We start from the raw sequence: 18581 nt of genomic DNA on the forward strand, positions 1-18581 counted from the left end.
TGTTATATATTCATTCCTGTTCTCACTAAATGGCACTTAAAGCAAACACGATTACACCGACAAAAAAAATTATCGTACATTCGGTTAGCGATCCGCTGCCCCGCGCACATTATCAACGTTGTCCGCAATGCGATACGCTTTTTATGTTGCCGGTGATGAAATCACACCAGAGCGCATACTGCCCGCAGTGTGAAGCGAAGATCCGCGACGGTCGCGACTGGTCACTTACCCGCCTGGGGGCAATGGCGATTACCATGCTGCTGCTCATGCCCTTTGCCTGGAGTGAACCGCTATTACGAGTCTATCTGCTGGGCATTCGTATTGATGCCAACGTGTTTCAGGGGATCTGGCAGATGAAAGAGTTGGGCGATCCCATCACGGCGGCGATGGTCTTGTTTTGCACCGTCGCCGCGCCGTTGGTACTGGTCTGCGCAATTGCTTATCTGTGGCTGGGCAATGTACTGGGTATGAATCTGCGCCCGGTACTGCTGATGCTGGATAAACTCAAAGAGTGGGTAATGCTGGATATCTATCTGGTGGGTATCGGCGTGGCGGCAATAAAAGTTCAGGACTATGCCTTTCTGCAACCGGGTATCGGTCTGTTGGCGTTTATTTCGCTGATGCTGCTGAGCATTTTGACGCTGATTCACCTCAACATCGAGCAGCTCTGGGAGCGATTTTATCCCACCCGCCCGGCTACCCGCGCCCATGAAAATCTGCGCGTGTGCCTGGGATGCCATTTTACCGGCCTGCCGGATGAGCGTGGCCGCTGCCCGCGCTGTCACATACCGCTACGCCTGCGCCGCCGTCACAGCCTGCAAAAATGCTGGGCCGCGTTAATCGCCTCGCTAATCTTTTTACTGCCTGCTAACCTGCTGCCTATCTCCGTGATTTATCTTAACGGCGGGCGTCAGGAGGATACGATTTTTTCAGGCATCCTTTCACTGGCGAGCAGTAATATCGCCGTGGCGGCCGTGGTGTTTGTTGCCAGTATTCTGGTGCCCTTTACCAAGGTCATTGTGCTGTTCACTCTGCTGGTTAGCATCCATTTTAAATGGGCGCACGGGCTGAGGTTGCGCATCAATCTCCTGCGCATGGTGATTTGGATCGGCCGGTGGTCGATGCTGGATTTATTTGTTATTTCGCTGACGATGTCGCTTATTAACCGCGACCAGTTACTTGCGTTTACCATGGGGCCAGCTGCGTTTTATTTCGGCGCAGCGGTAATTTTGACTATTCTTGCTGTTGAATGGCTGGACAGCCGCTTACTTTGGGATGCACATGAGTCAGGAAACGCCCGCTTCGACGACTGAAGCGCGAATTAAAACAAAACGGCGCATTTCGCCATTCTGGCTGCTGCCGGTGATCGCATTACTGATTGCTGGCTGGTTAATCTGGAACACGTATGAGGATCGTGGCACGACGATCACCATCGATTTTATGTCTGCTGACGGCATTGTGCCGGGGCGCACGCCTGTGCGTTATCAGGGGGTGGAAATCGGTACGGTACAGGAGATCCGCCTGAGTGACGATCTGAAAAAGATTGAAGTCAAAGCCAGCATCAAAAGCGATATGAAAGACGCGCTGCGTAGCGAAACGCAGTTCTGGCTGATCACGCCGAAAGCGTCTCTGGCGGGCGTCTCGGGGCTTGATGCGCTGGTCGGGGGTAACTATATCGGCATGATGCCCGGTAAAGGTGAACCGGAAGACCACTTTACCGCGCTGGATACCCAGCCTAAATATCGCCTGAATAACGGCGAGCTGATGATCCATCTGCACGCCCCGGATCTGGGTTCTCTGAACAGCGGTTCACTGGTCTATTTCCGTAAAATTCCGGTGGGCCGGGTCTACGATTACGCCATTAATACCAATAAAGAAGGCGTGACCGTGGATGTGCTGATTGAACGCCGCTTCACTAATCTGGTGAAAAAAGGCAGCCGTTTCTGGAACGTGTCGGGCGTTAAAGCAGATGTGGATTTTAACGGCGCAAACATTCAGCTTGAAAGCCTGGCGGCGCTGGTCAACGGGGCGATTGCCTTCGACTCCCCTGAAGGGTCGAAACCGGCCACGCAGGACGATGAGTTTGGTCTGTATGAAGACCTGGCGCACAGCCAGCGCGGCGTGCTGGTCAAGCTCGACTTGCCCAGCGGAAGCGGCCTGAAAGCGGGCTCCACTCGCCTGATGTATCAGGGGCTGGAAGTCGGCGAGCTGAGTAAAATTAAACTTGATCCCGGCGGTGCCGTCAGCGGTGAAATGACGGTGGATCCGAGCGTGGTCAATCTGCTGCGGGAGAACACCCGCATTGAACTGCGCAGTCCGAAGCTGTCGCTGGATAATGCCAGCGTCAGTTCTCTGCTCACCGGCAGCACGTTTGAGCTGGTGCCAGGTGAAGGAAAACCGCGCGATCACTTCGTGGTGCTCCCGGCGAATAAAACGCTCTTGCAAGAACCTAACGTACTGACGCTGACGCTAACCGCGCCGGAAAGTTACGGTATTGATATCGGTCAGCCGCTGATCCTTCACGGTGTACAAATCGGTCAGGTGCTTGAACGCAAGCTGTCCAATAAAGGCGTGTCGTTTGCCGTCGCGGTCGATCCGCAATACCGCGATTTAGTCCACGGCGACAGTAAATTCGTGGTTAACAGCCGCGTTGATGTCAAAGTCGGTCTGGACGGCGTTGAGTTTCTGGGTGCCAGCGCCAGCGAATGGGTCAGCGGCGGTGTTCGCATTCTGCCGGGCAATAAAGGCGAAATGAAATCCAGCTATCCGCTGTATGCGAATCTGGAAAAAGCGCTGGAAAATAGCCTGAGCGATTTACCCACCACTACCCTGACGCTGACCGCCAGTACCTTACCTGACGTCCAGCCGGGTTCGGTGGTGCTGTATCGTAAGTTTGAGGTCGGCGAAGTGATCACCGTACGTCCGCGCGCCAACGCCTTTGATATTGAACTTCACGTGAAGCCGGAGTATCAAAATCTGCTGACTAAAGACAGCGTCTTCTGGGCCGAAGGCGGCGCTAAAGTACAGCTTAACGGCAGCGGCCTGACGGTACAGGCATCGCCACTCTCTCGCGCCATCAAAGGGGCGATCAGCTTTGATAATCTGAACGGCGCGGGCGGTGGTTTACGTAAAGGCGATAAGCGCATCCTCTACGCGTCAGAGACGGAAGCGCGCGCGGTGGGTGGGCAAATCACGCTGCATGCGTTCGATGCCGGTAAGCTGGCGGCCGGGATGCCGATTCGCTATCTGGGGATCGATATCGGCCAGGTCCAGACGCTCAATCTCATCACCTCGCGCAATGAGGTGCAGGCCAAAGCGGTGCTCTATCCGGAATATATGCAGACCTTTGCCAGAGCAGGCACCCGCTTCTCGGTGATAACGCCGCAGATTTCCGCCGGAGGAGTGGAACATCTGGATACCCTGCTGCAGCCCTACATTAACGTTGAGCCGGGTCAGGGCAATGTCCGCCGCGAGTTTGAACTTCAGGAAGCGACCATCACCGATTCACGCTATCTCGACGGTCTGAGTCTGGTGGTGGAAGCGCCGGAAGCGGGTTCGCTGAATATTGGGACGCCGGTGCTGTTCCGGGGTATCGAAGTCGGTACAGTGACCGGCATGACGCTCGGCTCGCTTTCAGACCGCATTATGATCAATATGCGCATCAGTAAACGTTATCAGCATCTGGTGCGTAATAACTCGGTCTTCTGGCTGGCCTCCGGCTACACGCTGGACTTCGGCATTACCGGCGGCATGGTGAAAACCGGCACGTTTAACCAGTTTATTCGTGGTGGCATTGCGTTTGCGACGCCACCGGGCACGCCGCTGTCGCCAAAAGCGCAGGAAGGTAAACACTTCCTGCTGCAGGAAAGCGAACCGAAAGAGTGGCGTCAGTGGGGAACCGCCCTGCCGCGTTAACCCTTTCTGCTCCGGCGTACCTGCGCCGGAGCAAATGTGGTACACTGCGCACCCGTTTTTTTCTCTGGTGTGCGCCGTGTCTACCCATTCTGTCTTCTTTCCTGATGAATTTCTGACGCAAATGCGGGCGATTATGCCTGCGCATCTGTCATTCGATGATTTTATTGCCGCCTGCCAGCGCCCTTTACGTCGCAGTATCCGGGTAAACACGCTCAAAATTTCAGTGGCGGATTTTCTGACGCTGGTTGCGCCGTACGGCTGGCAACTGACGCCGGTTCCCTGGTGCGCAGAAGGCTTCTGGATCGAACGTGAGGATCAAGACGCATTGCCTCTTGGCAGCACGGCAGAGCATCTGAGCGGGCTGTTTTACATTCAGGAAGCCAGTTCAATGCTGCCCGTCGCGGCCCTTTTTGCCGATGGCGCAGCACCGCAGCGCGTCATGGATGTTGCTGCCGCGCCGGGATCTAAAACTACGCAGATCGCGGCCAGAATGGGCAATCAGGGCGTTATTCTGGCTAACGAGTTTTCCGCCAGCCGGGTGAAAGTGCTGCATGCCAATATCAGCCGCTGCGGCATCAGTAATGTCGCGTTGACTCATTTTGACGGACGGGTCTTCGGGGCCGCCCTGCCGGAAGCCTTTGATGCCATCCTGCTGGATGCGCCCTGCTCCGGTGAAGGTGTGGTGCGTAAAGATCCCGGTGCGTTAAAAAACTGGTCCACGGAGAGTAATCTCGGGATCGCTGCCACCCAGCGCGAGCTGATAGAAAGCGCGTTTCACGCCCTGCGTCCCGGCGGCACGCTGGTTTACTCCACCTGCACCCTGAACCCGCAGGAGAATGAAAACGTGGTGCAGTGGCTGCTGTCCCGCTTTCCTCAGGCGGTCGAGATTGCCCCGCTGGGCGATCTTTTCCCCCAGGCCGAAGCTGCGCTTACCCCGGAAGGTTTTCTGCATGTCTTCCCGCAAATTTTTGACTGTGAAGGCTTCTTTGTCGCCCGTCTGCGTAAAACCGCCGCCATCGAGGCGCTGCCTGCCCCGGGGTATAAAGTGGGCAAATTTCCTTTTACGCCTGTGAAAACCCGCGAGGCCGCGCTGGTGGTCAATGCCGCCAGTAGCGTCGGCCTTCACTGGGACAACGGCCACACGCTGTGGCAGCGCGATAAAGAGATCTGGCTGTTCCCTGGCGAAGTAGGATCCATGCTGGGTCAGGTCCGTTTTTCACGCATCGGTCTTAAACTTGCCGAAACTCACAACAAAGGATTTCGCTGGCAGCATGAGGCGGTAATTGCCCTCGCCGACCGTGAAAAATGGCCTTTTGAACTCACCGCCGCAGAAGCCGAAGAGTGGTATCGCGGCCGGGATATTTATCCGCAACACTCCCCGTCCACGGACGATGTGCTGGTGACTTTTCAGGGTTTCCCGCTGGGACTGGCGAAGAAAATCGGTTCGCGCCTGAAAAACAGTTACCCTCGCGAGCTGGTGCGCGACGGGCGCTTATTCGCGGGCCAATCATAACGACACGCAAAGATTCAGCATCTTCTGACTGGCTATTTTAGTGCCGTTGACTACGCTAAAAGGTGGGCGACAGAACTGGTCGTACCACATTTTTAGCAGATCAACGGAGAGCAATATGACGAAAACCAATGTGCGTATCGGTGCCTTCGAGATTGAAGATGCTGAACTGAAAGGGGATGTCCAGGGTGAGCGAACGTTAGTGATCCCCTGCAGCTCTGACCCGGATTTATGTATGCAGCTTGACGCCTGGGATGCGGACACCAGCGTTCCGGCTATCCTTGACGGGGAACATTCCGTTCTTTATCGCGAACATTATGATCAACAGACCGATTCATGGGTAATGCGTCTTGCCTGACCCATAATGAACCCGTCCATGAGGCGGGTTATTTATTCTCTGATCTTTCCCCCGCATCGTTTCATCCCCTACACTTAATTTATGTTTTGCAGGCCTGAGGACAGGATGTACGCACTGGTATTGTTTATTTGTTATCTGGATGGCGGCTGTGATGACATCGTGGTAGATGTCTACAATACCGAACAGCAATGTATCGTGGCCATGCACGATCAGCGGCTGCGTCATGGCGGATGCTATCCTGTTGAAGAATTTATTGATGGTTTCTGGCGTCCCGCTCAGGAATACAGCGACTTTTAATCCTCTCTTTCTCACTGCTTTTCACTCCGGGTCATTCACTGGCCCTTTCAGCTGACGTGTCCAGCATGGTCATGCAAGCAGATAATCTCATCGCCTGCTGGCTACAAAAAATGGCTAATGTGCCGAAAAAGAGTAGACGCACGTAGGGCCGAGTATGATATGGTTTACAGCGAGTACGGAAAATCCAGGCGATTTTCGGGGAATGTAAAGGGATGTTAAAAAAAGCCCAACGTATTTAAACAGATAAAAAGAGACCGAATACGATTCCTGTATTCGGTCCAGGGAAATGGCTCTTGGGATAGAGCCGTGCGCTAAAAGTTGGCATTAATGCAGGCTTAGTCGCCATGCCTTATAAGAATAGTTGACCGTGCCAGGTTTTCCAGTCTGCTGTAAAAACGACCAGAAAAACCCTCTGTCATTAGCGTCAAAAAAGAAAAAAACCGCAGCTTTTCATAAAGATAAGCCTGCGGTTTTTTTATTGGGAATCAGCCAGATATTTCCCGTTACTGACAGAGTTTTTGTGCTCGCTCAATAAACGGGGCCAGACTCATTTTTTGCCCCGGATGATTGGGGTCGTCAATTTGAATCACGCTTAACGGCTGCCCGCTCATCTTGCCGTCTTTAATCTGCTGTTCAGCGACATCGTTCAGCGGATATTGCACCAGCGTCGAAGGATTAATGACAACCAGCGCATTGCCGGGTCGGCACGTCAGCATCACTTCTTCGCGATCGAACGCCCATTTATCCTTACCAATATCGAAACGGCTGACGGTAATCAGGCCGGGCGCAGCCAGCGCCGCGGCTGACGTTGCCAGTAAAACAGCAGAGATCATCATTTTTTTCATGGTTTTCACCAGGTTATTCAGAAAGGTTCCCACGTTGCGAACACGCTAACGGTAGCCAGCACCAGTGCGCCGAGGACTATTTCAGCGTGCGTCATACGAATAAAAAGCGTCTGTACCCGCGTACTATCGCGTTTCATTTTTGGTACCAGAACATAACGGTTCACCAGCGCAATAGCTACCATCAACGCCACAAGCGCACATTTCAACAACAGCGCACGGCCATAGGCTGACGCGCTTAGCAGCGTGCCCTGCACAAGCCAGGCGTTATTAATACCGGTAAACAGCATCCCCGCCACCGCCAGATGCCCGTAGCGCGAAAAGCGCATCATGGTGTAGATAGCGGGCTGTCGCCAGCGCCCGTTCGCCAGACGCAGACACCAGATAAAAGGCGGTAGCCCGCCGAGCCAGACTGAGGCGCACAATAAATGCAGCGCCTGATTTGCCCGGTGCAGCACTCCGGTCATTCCGCTGTGCATCGCCGTGTGGCCGGTACTTGCCTGAAGAACTAACTGGACGCAGAGCAGTACCAACAATAAAGCAAGTTTGCGCCGGGGGCGGAGCATGGCAATCACCAGCGTTAACCCGCTCAGCACAATCTGCCAGAGCCAGATATTGCCAAACCGGGTACCGATTACCGCCCACCAGACGTCGGGCCGCCAGACATCCGGCCAGCCGCCAGCCATCATCCCGCCCTGCACCATTAATAACAGCAGCGCGCTTATCGCATTAAGCGCAAGCAGGAAGCGTAGCGGTAAACGAAAACGGCGGGTAAGGCGCTGGCGAATCGCATCGGGAGCCAGCCACGCGCAAAAAAACACCCCACCAGAGGCTAACATCAGCGCCGTAAAGTGTAAAAAACGCAGCCCGACCCACGCCAGTTCCAGCATATTATTTCACGCTAAAGTGATATTGCCCCTGCGTCTTATGCCCGTCGACAGACACGACATGCCAGTCAACGGTATACTGACCCGGTTTGAGGGGCTGATTCAGCGGAACAATCAGCTGGGTGCGATCTTTTTCGTTACGCTTTGCTTTACCGGTGTCGATAACCGCCTGCGCCGGTCCGGTTAAGGTTACGCCGCTGAAGCTGGCTTCAACGCCTTCAGAGAAATTAAGCGTCAGCGCCTGCGGTGCTGCGGCCACTTCCGCATCGGCAGCCGGATACTGGTGTTTAAGATGGGCATGAGCCAGAACAGCCGGGGACGTCAATACTATCGCCAGCATAAGCATGGTGTTACGCACAGAAGAGGCGGTAAAGGCCATTATGTCATTCCTTTTTGTTATGTAATTGCATCAAAGAATAACGCTGTATAATGCCTTAGTCGAGAATAGTCATCGGCAGGCTTGTTATTCTGCGGCAGTCTTAGTAACTTTTGCGTGTTTGAAAAAGGAGAGACCGATGCAAACCAATCTGGCCCAGCTTTCCCAGCAGGAAATGGATAAGATCAACGTCGACCTGGCGGCCGCTTCCGTGGCGTTTAAAGAGCGGTACAATATGCCGATCGTTGCCGAAGTGGTGGAGCGAGAGCAGCCTGAACATTTGCGCGACTGGTTCCGCGAACGGCTGATCGCCCATCGTCTGGCGTCCGTTAACTTGTCTCGCTTGCCCTGGGAACCCAAAGCAAAATAAGCGCGATTTTTTAGGCTAATTCAGGAGTAAACCATGCTGCGCGTTATTGATACCGAAACCTGCGATTTGCAGGGAGGAGTGGTTGAAATCGCCTCGGTGGACGTGGTGGACGGAAAGATCACCAACCCCATGAGCCATCTGGTTCGCCCGGACCGCCCCATCAGCCCGCAGGCAATGGCTATCCACCGGATCACTGAAGCGATGGTCGCCGATCAGCCGTGGATTGAAGACGTTCTACCGTTTTATCAGGGCAGTCCGTGGTATGTCGCGCACAACGCCAGTTTTGATCGTCGGGTATTACCTGAGATGAGTGGTGAGTGGATTTGCACCATGAAAATGGCACGCCGCCTGTGGCCGGGGATCAAATACAGCAACATTGGTCTGTATAAATCGCGTAATCTGAACGTGCAAACGCCAGCGGGCCTGCATCATCACCGTGCGCTGTACGATTGCTATATTACGGCCGCGCTCCTGATCGATATTATTAACACCACGGGGTGGACGCCGGAAGAGATGGTCGACGTGACCGGGCGTCCGGGGCTTATTTCAACGTTCAGCTTTGGAAAATACCGGGGCAAACCGGTCGCTGAAGTCGCCGAGCGCGATCCGGGCTATCTGCGCTGGCTATTCAACAATCTCGACCGAATGAGTCCGGAGATGCGCCTGACGCTCAAGCACTATCTCGACAAAGCTTAACGCTCCGCATTTCCGGGTAGCGTGCCCTGGGCAAGTGCAATGAGGAACGTGTATTCCATGGCGACACCTTCATAGCTCTTAAAGCGCCCGGACTTGCCGCCGTGCCCGGAGTCCATATCAGTACAGAGCAGCAGCAAATTTTCGTCGGTTTTCAGCTCGCGCAGCCGCGCCACCCACTTGGCCGGCTCCCAGTACTGCACCTGTGAATCATGCAGCCCTGTTGTCACCAGCAAATGCGGATAGGCCTTCGCATCGATGTTGTCATAAGGGCTATAGCTTTTCATGTAGTGATAATAGGTTTCGTCCTTCGGATTGCCCCACTCCTCAAACTCACCGGTGGTGAGCGGAATAGATTCATCCAGCATGGTGGTCACCACATCGACAAACGGCACCTGAGCAATGACACCGCGAAACAGGTCCGGACGCAGATTGATGGCGGCACCCATTAACATGCCGCCCGCACTTCCCCCCATGCCAAAGCAGTATGTCGGATCGCCGTAGCCCTGTCTGAGCAACGCGTCGCAGACATCAAGGTAGTCGTTGAAGGTATTTTTCTTCTTCAGGAATTTACCGTCTTCGTACCAGTGCTGCCCCAGTTCTCCGCCGCCGCGCACATGCGCAATAGCGAAAACAAATCCCCGATCGAGCAGGCTCAGGCGACTACTGCTGAAATCGGCATCCATACTGGTCCCATACGATCCGTAGCCGTAAACCAGGAGCGGATTTTTACCCTTGCGGAAATGCTGCCGGTGATAAACCAGCGACACAGGCACTTCAACGCCATCACGCGCGGTGATCCACAGATGCTCGCTGCGATAGAGACTGCTGTCAAAACCAGCCACTTCTGACTGCTTTAACACCTGACGTTCACCGGTATCCATATCCAGTTCAAACAGCGTATCGGGCGTGGTCATGGATGAATAGCCGTAGCGCAGACGCGAGGTTTCCGGCTCCGGATTGTAGGCCAGCCAGGTGACATATGCCGGATCGTCAAAGGCGATGCCGGTTACTTCCCGCGTTTTACGATTAATTTGCCGCAGGCTGGTCAGCCCTCGCTGGCGCTCTTCCACCACCAGCCAGTCGGTAAAGAGCGTAAAACCTTCCAGCATAATGTCTTCCCGCGCTGGAATGAGGACTTCCCATTGCCGTTCATCACGCACGCGGCTGCGGTAAAGACCAAAGTTTTTACCGTCGCGGTTAGAGCGAATATAAAATTTATGCTGGTAATGGTCGATGCTGTATTCATGATCTTTACGACGCGGCAGAAAAGGATGTGGCTGCGCGTCAGCCAGCGATGCATCCAGCAGTAAAATCTCACTGGTGGTGGCGCTGGAGAGATAAATCACAATGAAATGCTGCGAGGTGGTTTTATGCAGGCCGACGTAAAAGGTCTCATCGCGCTCTTCGTAAATCAGCTCATCCGATGCCGATGAGGTGCCCACCATATGCCGCCAGACCTGGTACGGCAGCAGCGTGACCGGGTGTTTACGCACGTAATAAAGCGTCAGCGAATCATTGCCCCAGACGAAATCAGGGGAAATGTTATCCAGCAATTCCGGATACCAGTTACCGGTTTGCAGATTACGCAGACGCAGGCCGTACTGACGCCGCGACAGATAATCTTCCGCCAGCGCCATAATGGTATTATCCGGAGAAACCGCCATGCCTCCGAGGGTGTAAAACTCGCTGTGCGCCGCGCGTTTATTGGCGTCCAGCAATAGCTCCCACTCATCCCATTCCGCAAGCAGCACCGACTGGCGCTGATAAATAGCGTATTCGCAACCGGGCTCATAAATATGCCGGTAGCGATAGCCGTTTCGGGTCCAGGGAGCAGACACCTCTCGCTGCGGGATACGCGCGACAATTTCCTGCAAAATACGATCCTGAAGCCCCTGCTGCGACGCCATGACCCGATGACCGTAACTATTTTCCTGCTGTAAATAATCAAGAACCTCAGGATCGGAACGCGAGTCATCGCGCAGCCAATAGTAATCATCGGTACGTGTGTCGCCGTGGAGGGTTATATTGTGCGGTATACGTCTGGCTTTCGGTGGCATAGATCGGTTCTTTTGCGTTTTTACATCCTATAAGGTTGGCAAAAGACGCCAGCGATGCAAGCGGAACGCCGGCACTTTCCGCACAAATTACTCAGGAAGCGACTGTTTTTGCTGCTTAAGATCCTGTTCCACCCCATTACGCACTTCCTGGGGTATTTTCAGCGCATCACCGAGGGCGTTAAGATAGCTGCGCTCCATAAAATGATCGGCATCAATAGCAGCACAACTGAGGAAGTATAACTCGAGGGCTTCTTCTTCATTCGGCACATCGCGTGCCAGTCGCTGCGGATCGAGAGGCTGATCCATGGCCTGTGCCACCAGCGCTCTACCCTGCTCTTCAACACCCGCTTCACGCATCTGCAGTTCAATAGCTTCCCGCTCGCGGTCGTCAATATGCCCGTCGCTCTTTGCGGCAAATACCAGTGCCAGAATGAGTCGCTCCGTCCGCTTATCGAGCGGACTGCTTTGCCTGCCGTACTGCGGTTCCTCCTGATGCGCGTCGCGGATCTTGTCCTTGTATTTATTCCATAATACGGTCCCGGCAACGGCACCGCCGCCCATCAATAACGCGCCAGAGCCATATTTACTGAGAAGCTTACGGGATGATTTATTGCCCACCAGCAGACCGGCAAGACCGCCAAGCGCACCGGGTACCAGCAGCTTATTCAGCCCCTGCGTACCAGAGGAGGAAGAGGAGGCGCCATTTTGCGCCAGGAGAGACTGTAGCTGATTAAGCCAGTTTGCCATACGGATGGTCCCTTCAGTTACTGATAACGATAAGTTCAGAATAAGCGAAGGGACGTCAGAAATTGTCAAGCCGGCAAAAGGTGCGCAAATTACTGTCGACTACCGGCTCTGATAGCTGGCACTGCCTGCGGCACAATCAACCTGCACGAGATAGTGGATATCCGCACTCTTACCGCGTACGGTGACAGGCACTTTCCATTTGCCTTTCTCTCCCGTCACTTCATTGGCGTCTACCCACACCACGGGATCGGCCTGGCCGATTTTCTGCCGATCTTCAGCCCAGCGGACGATGCGGTTTTGCTGATAGTCACGTTTCACGCTTGCCGCAATGCCATCCGCATCCAGCTTTTCACAGTTGGGAAACTTGACCGTCTTCGAATGCGGATCCTGACTCACCGCGTGCACTGACGCACTCCCGGCCAGCAGCAGCAGACAGAAAAACGCTCCACGCGTATTCATTGTTTTCTCCTTAAGACCCGTTATTACCCAGGGGTTAAAGAAAAAGCATGGTACAAAACGGCGGGAGTGCAAGTGGCTATTACGCCGCTTTGGTCCGCTTCGCGGGCGCATCCTCACTCACGGCTTTAGGCGCAGGCAATTTTCCGGCTTTCAGCAGATTAGCGAGCACATCTTTTTGTTCGGCAAGCCACATCGCCATGATTTCACGCTGATCGTCTTCCAGCGTTACCGGCGACTGACCAAGCCAGTTCCCCAGCACTTCCGCCAGATCGAGCATTTTGTCATAAGCATCGGCTTCCTTTTTGCTGGCAAAAGACATTTTTTCCTCACCTTCACGGATCACAACGTATTTAACTTCAACCGCCATTTTTGCAGCCCCATATCACTGTAATTTTATACAGTATAACACCTCATTTTCAGCGAATCAATCGGTGAAAAGCATGCCGGCAAAGACAGACGCAAACGTTTTCGTTTATACTGCGCGCAAATGCATTAAGGGGAAAGGTCATGATTCAATTAGGTACCGCGCTGCGCCCGGCAGCCACTCGCGTGATGTTATTAGGTTCTGGCGAATTAGGAAAAGAGGTGGCGATTGAGTGTCAGCGCCTGGGACTGGAAGTAATTGCGGTCGATCGCTACGCCGATGCTCCCGCCATGCACGTCGCGCACCGTGCGCACGTCATTAATATGCTGGACGGTGAGGCGCTGAAGGCGCTGGTCGAAGCCGAAAAACCGGATTATATCGTGCCTGAGATTGAAGCCATCGCAACCGATATGCTGGTTGAACTGGAACAGTCCGGACAGAAAGTGGTGCCCTGCGCCCGCGCTACGCAACTGACGATGAATCGCGAAGGCATTCGTCGGCTGGCGGCGGAGACATTATCGCTTCCTACCTCGGCGTATCGCTTTGCCAGTGATGAAGACAGTTTCCTGCAGGCCGTGCGCGAAATTGGCCTGCCCTGCATTGTGAAACCGGTGATGAGTTCCTCCGGTAAAGGGCAATCTTTTATTCGAACAGAAGATCGGCTCAGCGAGGCCTGGCGCTATGCCCAACAGGGGGGACGCGCCGGAGCGGGACGGGTTATCGTTGAAGGGGTGGTGAATTTTGATTTTGAAATCACCCTGCTGACCGTAAGCGCGGTGGATGGCGTCCATTTCTGTGCGCCAGTAGGACACCGTCAGGAAGATGGCGATTATCGCGAGTCGTGGCAGCCCCAGCAGATGAGCCCGCTTGCGCTGGAGCGGGCACACGCCATTGCACGCGACGTGGTACTTGCCCTCGGCGGTTTTGGTCTGTTTGGCGTGGAGCTTTTCGTCTGCGGCGACGAGATTATTTTCAGCGAGGTCTCACCGCGTCCGCATGATACCGGGATGGTGACGTTAATTTCGCAGGATCTGTCAGAGTTTGCCCTGCACGTTCGCGCTTTCCTCGGCCTGCCAGTGGGCGGCATCCGTCAGTATGGCCCGGCAGCGTCGGCAGTGATCCTGCCGCAGTTGACCAGCCAGAACATTACGTTTAGTCACGTCGAGGCTGCTACCGGCGCAGGCTTGCAGGTGCGTCTTTTTGGTAAGCCGGAGATTGAAGGCACGCGTCGTTTAGGCGTGACGCTGGCAACCGGTGAGAATGTTGAAGACGCCATCGCACGGGCAAAAACGGCGGCGGCAAACATCAAGGTAGCGGGATAAAGAAACGGGCGCGTAAGCGCCCGTCATTGTCGACTTACTGCTTCGCGCCTTCGACGGCTTCACGCGCCAGTTGGGTAATGCGGTCATAATCACCCGCTTCCAGCGCGTCCGCCGGCACCAGCCAGGAACCGCCGATACACAGCACGCTTTTCAGCGCCAGATAATCACGGTAGTTTGCCGGAGAAATACCGCCCGTCGGGCAGAAACGAACCTGGGAGAACGGGCCCGCGATCGCCTGCAGCGCTTTCGTGCCGCCGTTAGCTTCCGCCGGGAAGAATTTGAATTCTTTCAAACCGTAGTCCATCCCCAGCATCAGTTCAGAAACGGTGCTGATGCCCGGGATCAGCGGAATCGTTCCTTCGGTTGCCGCTTTCAGCAGCGGCTCGGTCAGACCAGGGCTGATGGCGAACTGCGCACCTGCTTCGGTCACTTCCGCCAGTTGTTGCGCGTTCAGCACGGTACCGGCACCGATGATCGCATCCGGGACCTCTTTCGCAATCGCGCGGATAGCGTCCATTGCACACGCGGTACGCAGCGTCACTTCAAGTACGCGCACGCCGCCTGCAACCAGCGCTTTCGCCATCGGAACAGCGTGTTCCAGCTTGTTCACTACGATAACCGGTACAACCGGACCGGTGGTCAGGATTGCTTCTGCACTTGTTTTCCAGTTTTTCATCAGACTTTTTCTCTCGCCAGAATTACAAATTTATCATCTTAAAAAGTGATGCAGGTTGCCCCCTGCTCGGCACCGGATAGCTTCTCACGCAGTGCACTAAACAGTTCACGCCCCGTCCCCACACGCAGTGCGCTCAGGTCAGGAATATGCGGCTGTCGGCTCGCAAGTTCCTGTTCATCGACCAGCAGCGTCAGCTCGCCCGTCTGTCCGTTCACGCGGATCATGTCGCCATCACACACTTTTGCCAGCAATCCGCCGTCATACGCTTCCGGCGTCACATGAATAGCCGAGGGCACTTTACCCGACGCGCCAGAGAGGCGGCCATCGGTCACTAACGCGATTTTGAAACAGCGGTCCAATAATACACCAAGTGGCGGCATAAGTTTATGTAATTCTGGCATACCGTTCGCTTTTGGTCCCTGATGGCGAACCACCACAACGCAGTCCTTATCCAGCAGACCGGCTTCAAAAGCTGGCAGCACGTCATGCTGGCTCTCGAAAACCACGGCTGGCGCTTCAATCACCTGATTTTCAACCGGCACCGCAGACGTCTTCATTACCGCACGTCCCAGATTGCCGCTCATCACTTTCGTGCCGCCATGCTGAGAAAAGGGCGTGTCGATGGAAGCAATAATGCTGGTATCCAGCGAAGCCTCTGCGCCTTCCCGCCATTCCAGCTTGCCTTCGTTAAGCCACGGCTCCAGCGTATAGCGAGAAAGCCCAAAGCCCGCGACGGTGTTGACATCCTCATGCAGCAGACCGCCTTTCAGCAGTTCGCGGACCAGCACCGGCACACCGCCTGCGGCCTGGAAGTGATTAATATCTGCCGGACCGTTAGGATACAACCGCGCCATCAGCGGCACGATAGCGGACAGATCGGAGAAGTCGTCCCAGTTAATAATAATGCCTGCTGCCCGCGCCATCGCCACCAGATGCATGGTGTGGTTGGTAGAACCGCCTGTTGCCAGCAGCGCCACAATCCCGTTGACCACTACCTTTTCGTCGATCATTTTACCCAGCGGCATGTATTCCGCGCCGTTACTGGTCAGGCGCGTCACCTGCCGCGCGGCGGCAGACGTTAACGCTTCGCGCAGGGGAGCATCGGGCTGAATGAATGAGGAGCCGGGTAATTGCATCCCCATAAACTCAATCACCATCTGATTGGTGTTCGCCGTACCATAAAAAGTACAGGTGCCTGGCGCATGATACGACGCAGCCTCTGATTCCAGCAGCGCCATTCGGTCAACCTTACCTTCGGCATAAAGCTGGCGGATCCTGACTTTTTCTTTATTTGGCAGACCGCTGGCCATCGGCCCCGAGGGAATAAACACCGACGGCAAATGACCAAAAGAGAGCGCCGCCATCGCCAGACCGGGAACAATTTTATCGCACACGCCAAGCCACAGCGCGCCGTCAAACATGTTATGCGACAGCCCTACCGCCGCGGACATAGCGATCACTTCGCGGCTCAGTAAAGAGAGTTCCATCCCGTCCTGCCCCTGCGTGACGCCGTCACACATTGCCGGTACGCCACCAGCCACCTGCCCGACCGCATTCGCCTCGTGCAGGGCGTTGCGCAGAATATCCGGATAACGCTCATAGGGCTGATGCGCTGAAAGCATATCGTTATAGGAGGTAATGATGGCGATGTTGTTGCGCAGCATACTTTTTAAGGACGCTTTGTCATCCGGCTGGCAGGCCGCAAAACCATGCGCCAGATTTCCACAGGCAAGCGTTGAACGTTGTACGGTACTGCTTTTGGCTGCGTCAATGCGAGCGAGGTAGGCAGAGCGGGTTTTATGTGAACGTTCAATAATTCGTTTTGTTACCCGTAACAAATGAGGATTCATAAAAGCTCCTTAACATTTAATCTTGTCAGCGGCACCATAAGCGGACATTCACTACGTGGTAAATAGCGTATCGGCAGGATTAGCGCAGCTCAGAGGTAAATTACTGGCCGTAGTGTAATAAAAAAAGCCCTACGGGGAAATCCACGCAGGGCTTAAATGTTCGAAAATCGCGCGACAATCTGAGTTAGATCATGTTACCGGTAAAATAACCCGCAAGGATTATTCGAACTCGTTCCAGGAACGGCCATCGCGGGTGATCATCGCCACTGAGGCAACCGGTCCCCAGGTCCCCGCCTGATACGGTTTTGGCGCATCCTGATCGGCAGCCCAGGCTTCGGTAATAGAATCCACCCATTTCCACGCCTCTTCCACTTCGTCACGACGCACAAACAGCGCCTGGATCCCACGCATGGTTTCCAGCAGCAGGCGTTCATAGGCGTCTGCCAGATGCGTTTCGTTGAAGGTTTCGGAGTAGCTCAGGTCAAGTTTGGTGGTTTGCAGATTATGCTTGTGATCCAGCCCCGGTACCTTGTTGAGGATCTGAATATCAACCCCTTCGTCCGGTTGCAGACGAATGGTCAGCTTGTTCTGCGGCAGCTCCTGCCACGACTCTTTAAACAAATTGAGTTCCGGGTTTTTAAAATAGACCACCACCTCAGAACATTTGGTCGGCAGACGTTTACCGGTGCGCAGATAGAACGGTACGCCCGCCCAACGCCAGTTATCGAGGTCGACGCGGATCGCCACAAAGGTTTCCGTATGGCTGGACTTATTCGCGCCCTCTTCTTCCAGATACCCCGGCACTTTTTTACCCTGTGCGAATCCGGCGGTATATTGCCCGCGCACCGTTTTTTCACGCACGTTGGTACGATCAATGCGGCGCAGTGACTTCAGCACCTTCACTTTTTCATCACGAATGCTGTCCGCGCTCAAATCGGCTGGCGGAGACATGGCAATCATGCACAGAATTTGCAGCAGGTGGTTCTGGATCATATCGCGCATCTGACCGGCCTGGTCAAAGTAGCCCCAGCGACCTTCGATACCCACCTCTTCCGCCACGGTAATTTCAACGTGGTCAATGGTGCGATTGTCCCAGTTATTCACAAACAGTGAGTTGGCAAAGCGCAGCGCCAGCAGGTTAAGTACCGTCTCTTTACCAAGGTAATGGTCAATACGATAGACCTGGCACTCTTCGAAATATTCCCCGACCTGGTCGTTGATATCGCGAGAGGTTTCCAGCGAGGTGCCCAGCGGCTTTTCCATCACCACGCGCGCGGGTTTGGCATTTAGCTTCGCCTTACCCAGCCCTTTGCAAATGGCACCAAAAGTATCTGGCGGCATGGCAAAATAGTTAATCGTGACGCGATTTTCCTGATCCAGCATTTTGCCCAGACGCGAAAATGCCGCCGTATCATTGACATCCAATGTGCAGAAATCCAGACGGGCGCTGAGCTTATCCCACAGGCCCTCATCGATTTTTTCTTTCATGAAGGTTTCCAGCGCCTCACGGACAACGCTGGTATAGGCTTTTTTATCCCAGTCCGCCCGTCCTACGCCCAGAATACGGGTGTCATCATGAATTTGGCCTGCTTTTTCAAGCTGATACAGGGAAGGCAGCAATTTGCGACGTGCCAGATCGCCTTTCGCGCCGAAGATAACCAAATCACATGCATGAGCCGTTTGCGTTACCGCCATGTCATTCTCCTCAATTGGACATCCTGGTACTTATGCCAGGTCTTACTTGTAATTTTCTTACACTGCACTGTACTGTGTTTACCAATAACCTGAAACCCTTGCCCCTGGCGAGTGCCAGTAAAAGGCATAATTGGGAAAACGCGCGGGCTGCGCTTTAGGC

Annotated in this window: 18 protein-coding genes; 8 read left to right on the forward strand and 10 right to left on the reverse strand. The window is 54.4% G+C overall.

Annotated features, from left to right (window positions below):
* The first annotated feature begins 29 nt into the window (after nucleotides 1-29).
* The 5 genes from yebS to P0H77_RS12800 all read left to right on the forward strand — a co-directional run bounded on the left by yebS (nucleotide 30) and on the right by P0H77_RS12800 (nucleotide 6080).
* Complete coding sequence (yebS, locus tag P0H77_RS12780) at nucleotides 30-1313, forward strand: membrane integrity lipid transport subunit YebS (RefSeq protein WP_276157271.1); 1284 nt, start codon at nucleotides 30-32, stop codon at nucleotides 1311-1313.
* Nucleotides 1282-3915, forward strand: coding sequence for a PqiB family protein (locus tag P0H77_RS12785; protein WP_276157272.1), 2634 nt, complete (start codon nucleotides 1282-1284; stop codon nucleotides 3913-3915). The genes yebS and P0H77_RS12785 overlap by 32 nt, the downstream gene beginning before the upstream one ends.
* A gap of 76 nt (nucleotides 3916-3991) precedes the next feature.
* Nucleotides 3992-5428, forward strand: a complete 1437-nt coding sequence (gene rsmF, locus P0H77_RS12790; RefSeq protein WP_276157273.1) for a 16S rRNA (cytosine(1407)-C(5))-methyltransferase RsmF — start codon at nucleotides 3992-3994, stop codon at nucleotides 5426-5428.
* A 115-nt stretch (nucleotides 5429-5543) separates the two neighbouring features.
* On the forward strand, nucleotides 5544-5783 hold the full coding sequence (locus P0H77_RS12795; RefSeq protein WP_194206617.1) for a YebV family protein: 240 nt from the start codon (nucleotides 5544-5546) through the stop codon (nucleotides 5781-5783).
* A gap of 105 nt (nucleotides 5784-5888) precedes the next feature.
* Complete coding sequence (locus tag P0H77_RS12800; RefSeq protein ID WP_194206616.1) at nucleotides 5889-6080, forward strand: YebW family protein; 192 nt, start codon at nucleotides 5889-5891, stop codon at nucleotides 6078-6080.
* 503 nt (nucleotides 6081-6583) lie between these two features.
* Here the strand turns inward: P0H77_RS12800 and P0H77_RS12805 are convergent.
* Genes P0H77_RS12805 through yobA form a run of 3 tightly spaced genes read right to left on the reverse strand, consistent with a single transcriptional unit; the run spans nucleotide 6584 to nucleotide 8188 of the window.
* Nucleotides 6584-6925 carry a YebY family protein gene (locus P0H77_RS12805; protein WP_276157274.1) on the reverse strand — a complete coding sequence of 114 codons (342 nt, stop codon included), beginning with the start codon at nucleotides 6923-6925 and terminating at the stop codon, nucleotides 6584-6586.
* Nucleotides 6926-6942: 17 nt separating this feature from the next.
* Nucleotides 6943-7812: a copper homeostasis membrane protein CopD gene (copD, locus tag P0H77_RS12810; RefSeq protein ID WP_276157275.1), complete on the reverse strand. Its 870-nt coding sequence runs from the start codon at nucleotides 7810-7812 to the stop codon at nucleotides 6943-6945.
* Between the two features lies 1 nt (nucleotide 7813).
* Entirely contained in the window at nucleotides 7814-8188 is a 375-nt protein-coding gene (yobA, locus tag P0H77_RS12815; RefSeq protein WP_276157276.1) for a CopC domain-containing protein YobA, read from the reverse strand.
* A gap of 136 nt (nucleotides 8189-8324) precedes the next feature.
* Here yobA and P0H77_RS12820 point away from each other — a divergent pair, with 136 nt between their 5' ends.
* Both P0H77_RS12820 and exoX read left to right on the forward strand, forming a co-directional pair.
* Nucleotides 8325-8555, forward strand: coding sequence for a DNA polymerase III subunit theta (locus P0H77_RS12820; RefSeq protein WP_176918866.1), 231 nt, complete (start codon nucleotides 8325-8327; stop codon nucleotides 8553-8555).
* A gap of 33 nt (nucleotides 8556-8588) precedes the next feature.
* Nucleotides 8589-9251 carry an exodeoxyribonuclease X gene (exoX, locus tag P0H77_RS12825; protein ID WP_276157277.1) on the forward strand — a complete coding sequence of 221 codons (663 nt, stop codon included), beginning with the start codon at nucleotides 8589-8591 and terminating at the stop codon, nucleotides 9249-9251.
* Here exoX and ptrB read toward each other — a convergent pair.
* The 4 genes from ptrB to P0H77_RS12845 form a co-directional block, all read right to left on the reverse strand.
* On the reverse strand, nucleotides 9248-11308 hold the full coding sequence (gene ptrB, locus P0H77_RS12830; protein WP_276157278.1) for an oligopeptidase B: 2061 nt from the start codon (nucleotides 11306-11308) through the stop codon (nucleotides 9248-9250). The genes exoX and ptrB overlap by 4 nt on opposite strands.
* 87 nt (nucleotides 11309-11395) lie before the next feature.
* Nucleotides 11396-12055, reverse strand: a complete 660-nt coding sequence (locus tag P0H77_RS12835; RefSeq protein WP_276157279.1) for a tellurite resistance TerB family protein — start codon at nucleotides 12053-12055, stop codon at nucleotides 11396-11398.
* Nucleotides 12056-12154: 99 nt separating this feature from the next.
* Entirely contained in the window at nucleotides 12155-12514 is a 360-nt protein-coding gene (gene yebF / locus P0H77_RS12840; RefSeq protein WP_276157280.1) for a protein YebF, read from the reverse strand.
* Between the two features lie 79 nt (nucleotides 12515-12593).
* Nucleotides 12594-12881, reverse strand: coding sequence for a YebG family protein (locus P0H77_RS12845; RefSeq protein ID WP_276157281.1), 288 nt, complete (start codon nucleotides 12879-12881; stop codon nucleotides 12594-12596).
* A gap of 140 nt (nucleotides 12882-13021) precedes the next feature.
* Between P0H77_RS12845 and purT the strand changes: the two genes are divergently transcribed.
* On the forward strand, nucleotides 13022-14200 hold the full coding sequence (gene purT / locus P0H77_RS12850; protein ID WP_276157282.1) for a formate-dependent phosphoribosylglycinamide formyltransferase: 1179 nt from the start codon (nucleotides 13022-13024) through the stop codon (nucleotides 14198-14200).
* Nucleotides 14201-14234: 34 nt separating this feature from the next.
* Here purT and kdgA read toward each other — a convergent pair whose 3' ends face one another.
* From kdgA to zwf, 3 genes are all read right to left on the reverse strand, one after another.
* The gene (gene kdgA, locus P0H77_RS12855) at nucleotides 14235-14876 is read right to left on the reverse strand and encodes a bifunctional 4-hydroxy-2-oxoglutarate aldolase/2-dehydro-3-deoxy-phosphogluconate aldolase (RefSeq protein WP_276157283.1); all 642 of its coding nucleotides are present in this window, start codon (nucleotides 14874-14876) and stop codon (nucleotides 14235-14237) included.
* A gap of 38 nt (nucleotides 14877-14914) precedes the next feature.
* Nucleotides 14915-16726: a phosphogluconate dehydratase gene (gene edd / locus P0H77_RS12860; protein WP_276157284.1), complete on the reverse strand. Its 1812-nt coding sequence runs from the start codon at nucleotides 16724-16726 to the stop codon at nucleotides 14915-14917.
* A gap of 219 nt (nucleotides 16727-16945) precedes the next feature.
* The gene (zwf, locus tag P0H77_RS12865) at nucleotides 16946-18421 is read right to left on the reverse strand and encodes a glucose-6-phosphate dehydrogenase (protein WP_194206607.1); all 1476 of its coding nucleotides are present in this window, start codon (nucleotides 18419-18421) and stop codon (nucleotides 16946-16948) included.
* Nucleotides 18422-18581: the final 160 nt, after the last annotated feature.

Origin of the sequence: Superficieibacter sp. HKU1 (genome assembly GCF_029319185.1) — a bacterium.
Classification (GTDB): domain Bacteria; phylum Pseudomonadota; class Gammaproteobacteria; order Enterobacterales; family Enterobacteriaceae; genus Superficieibacter.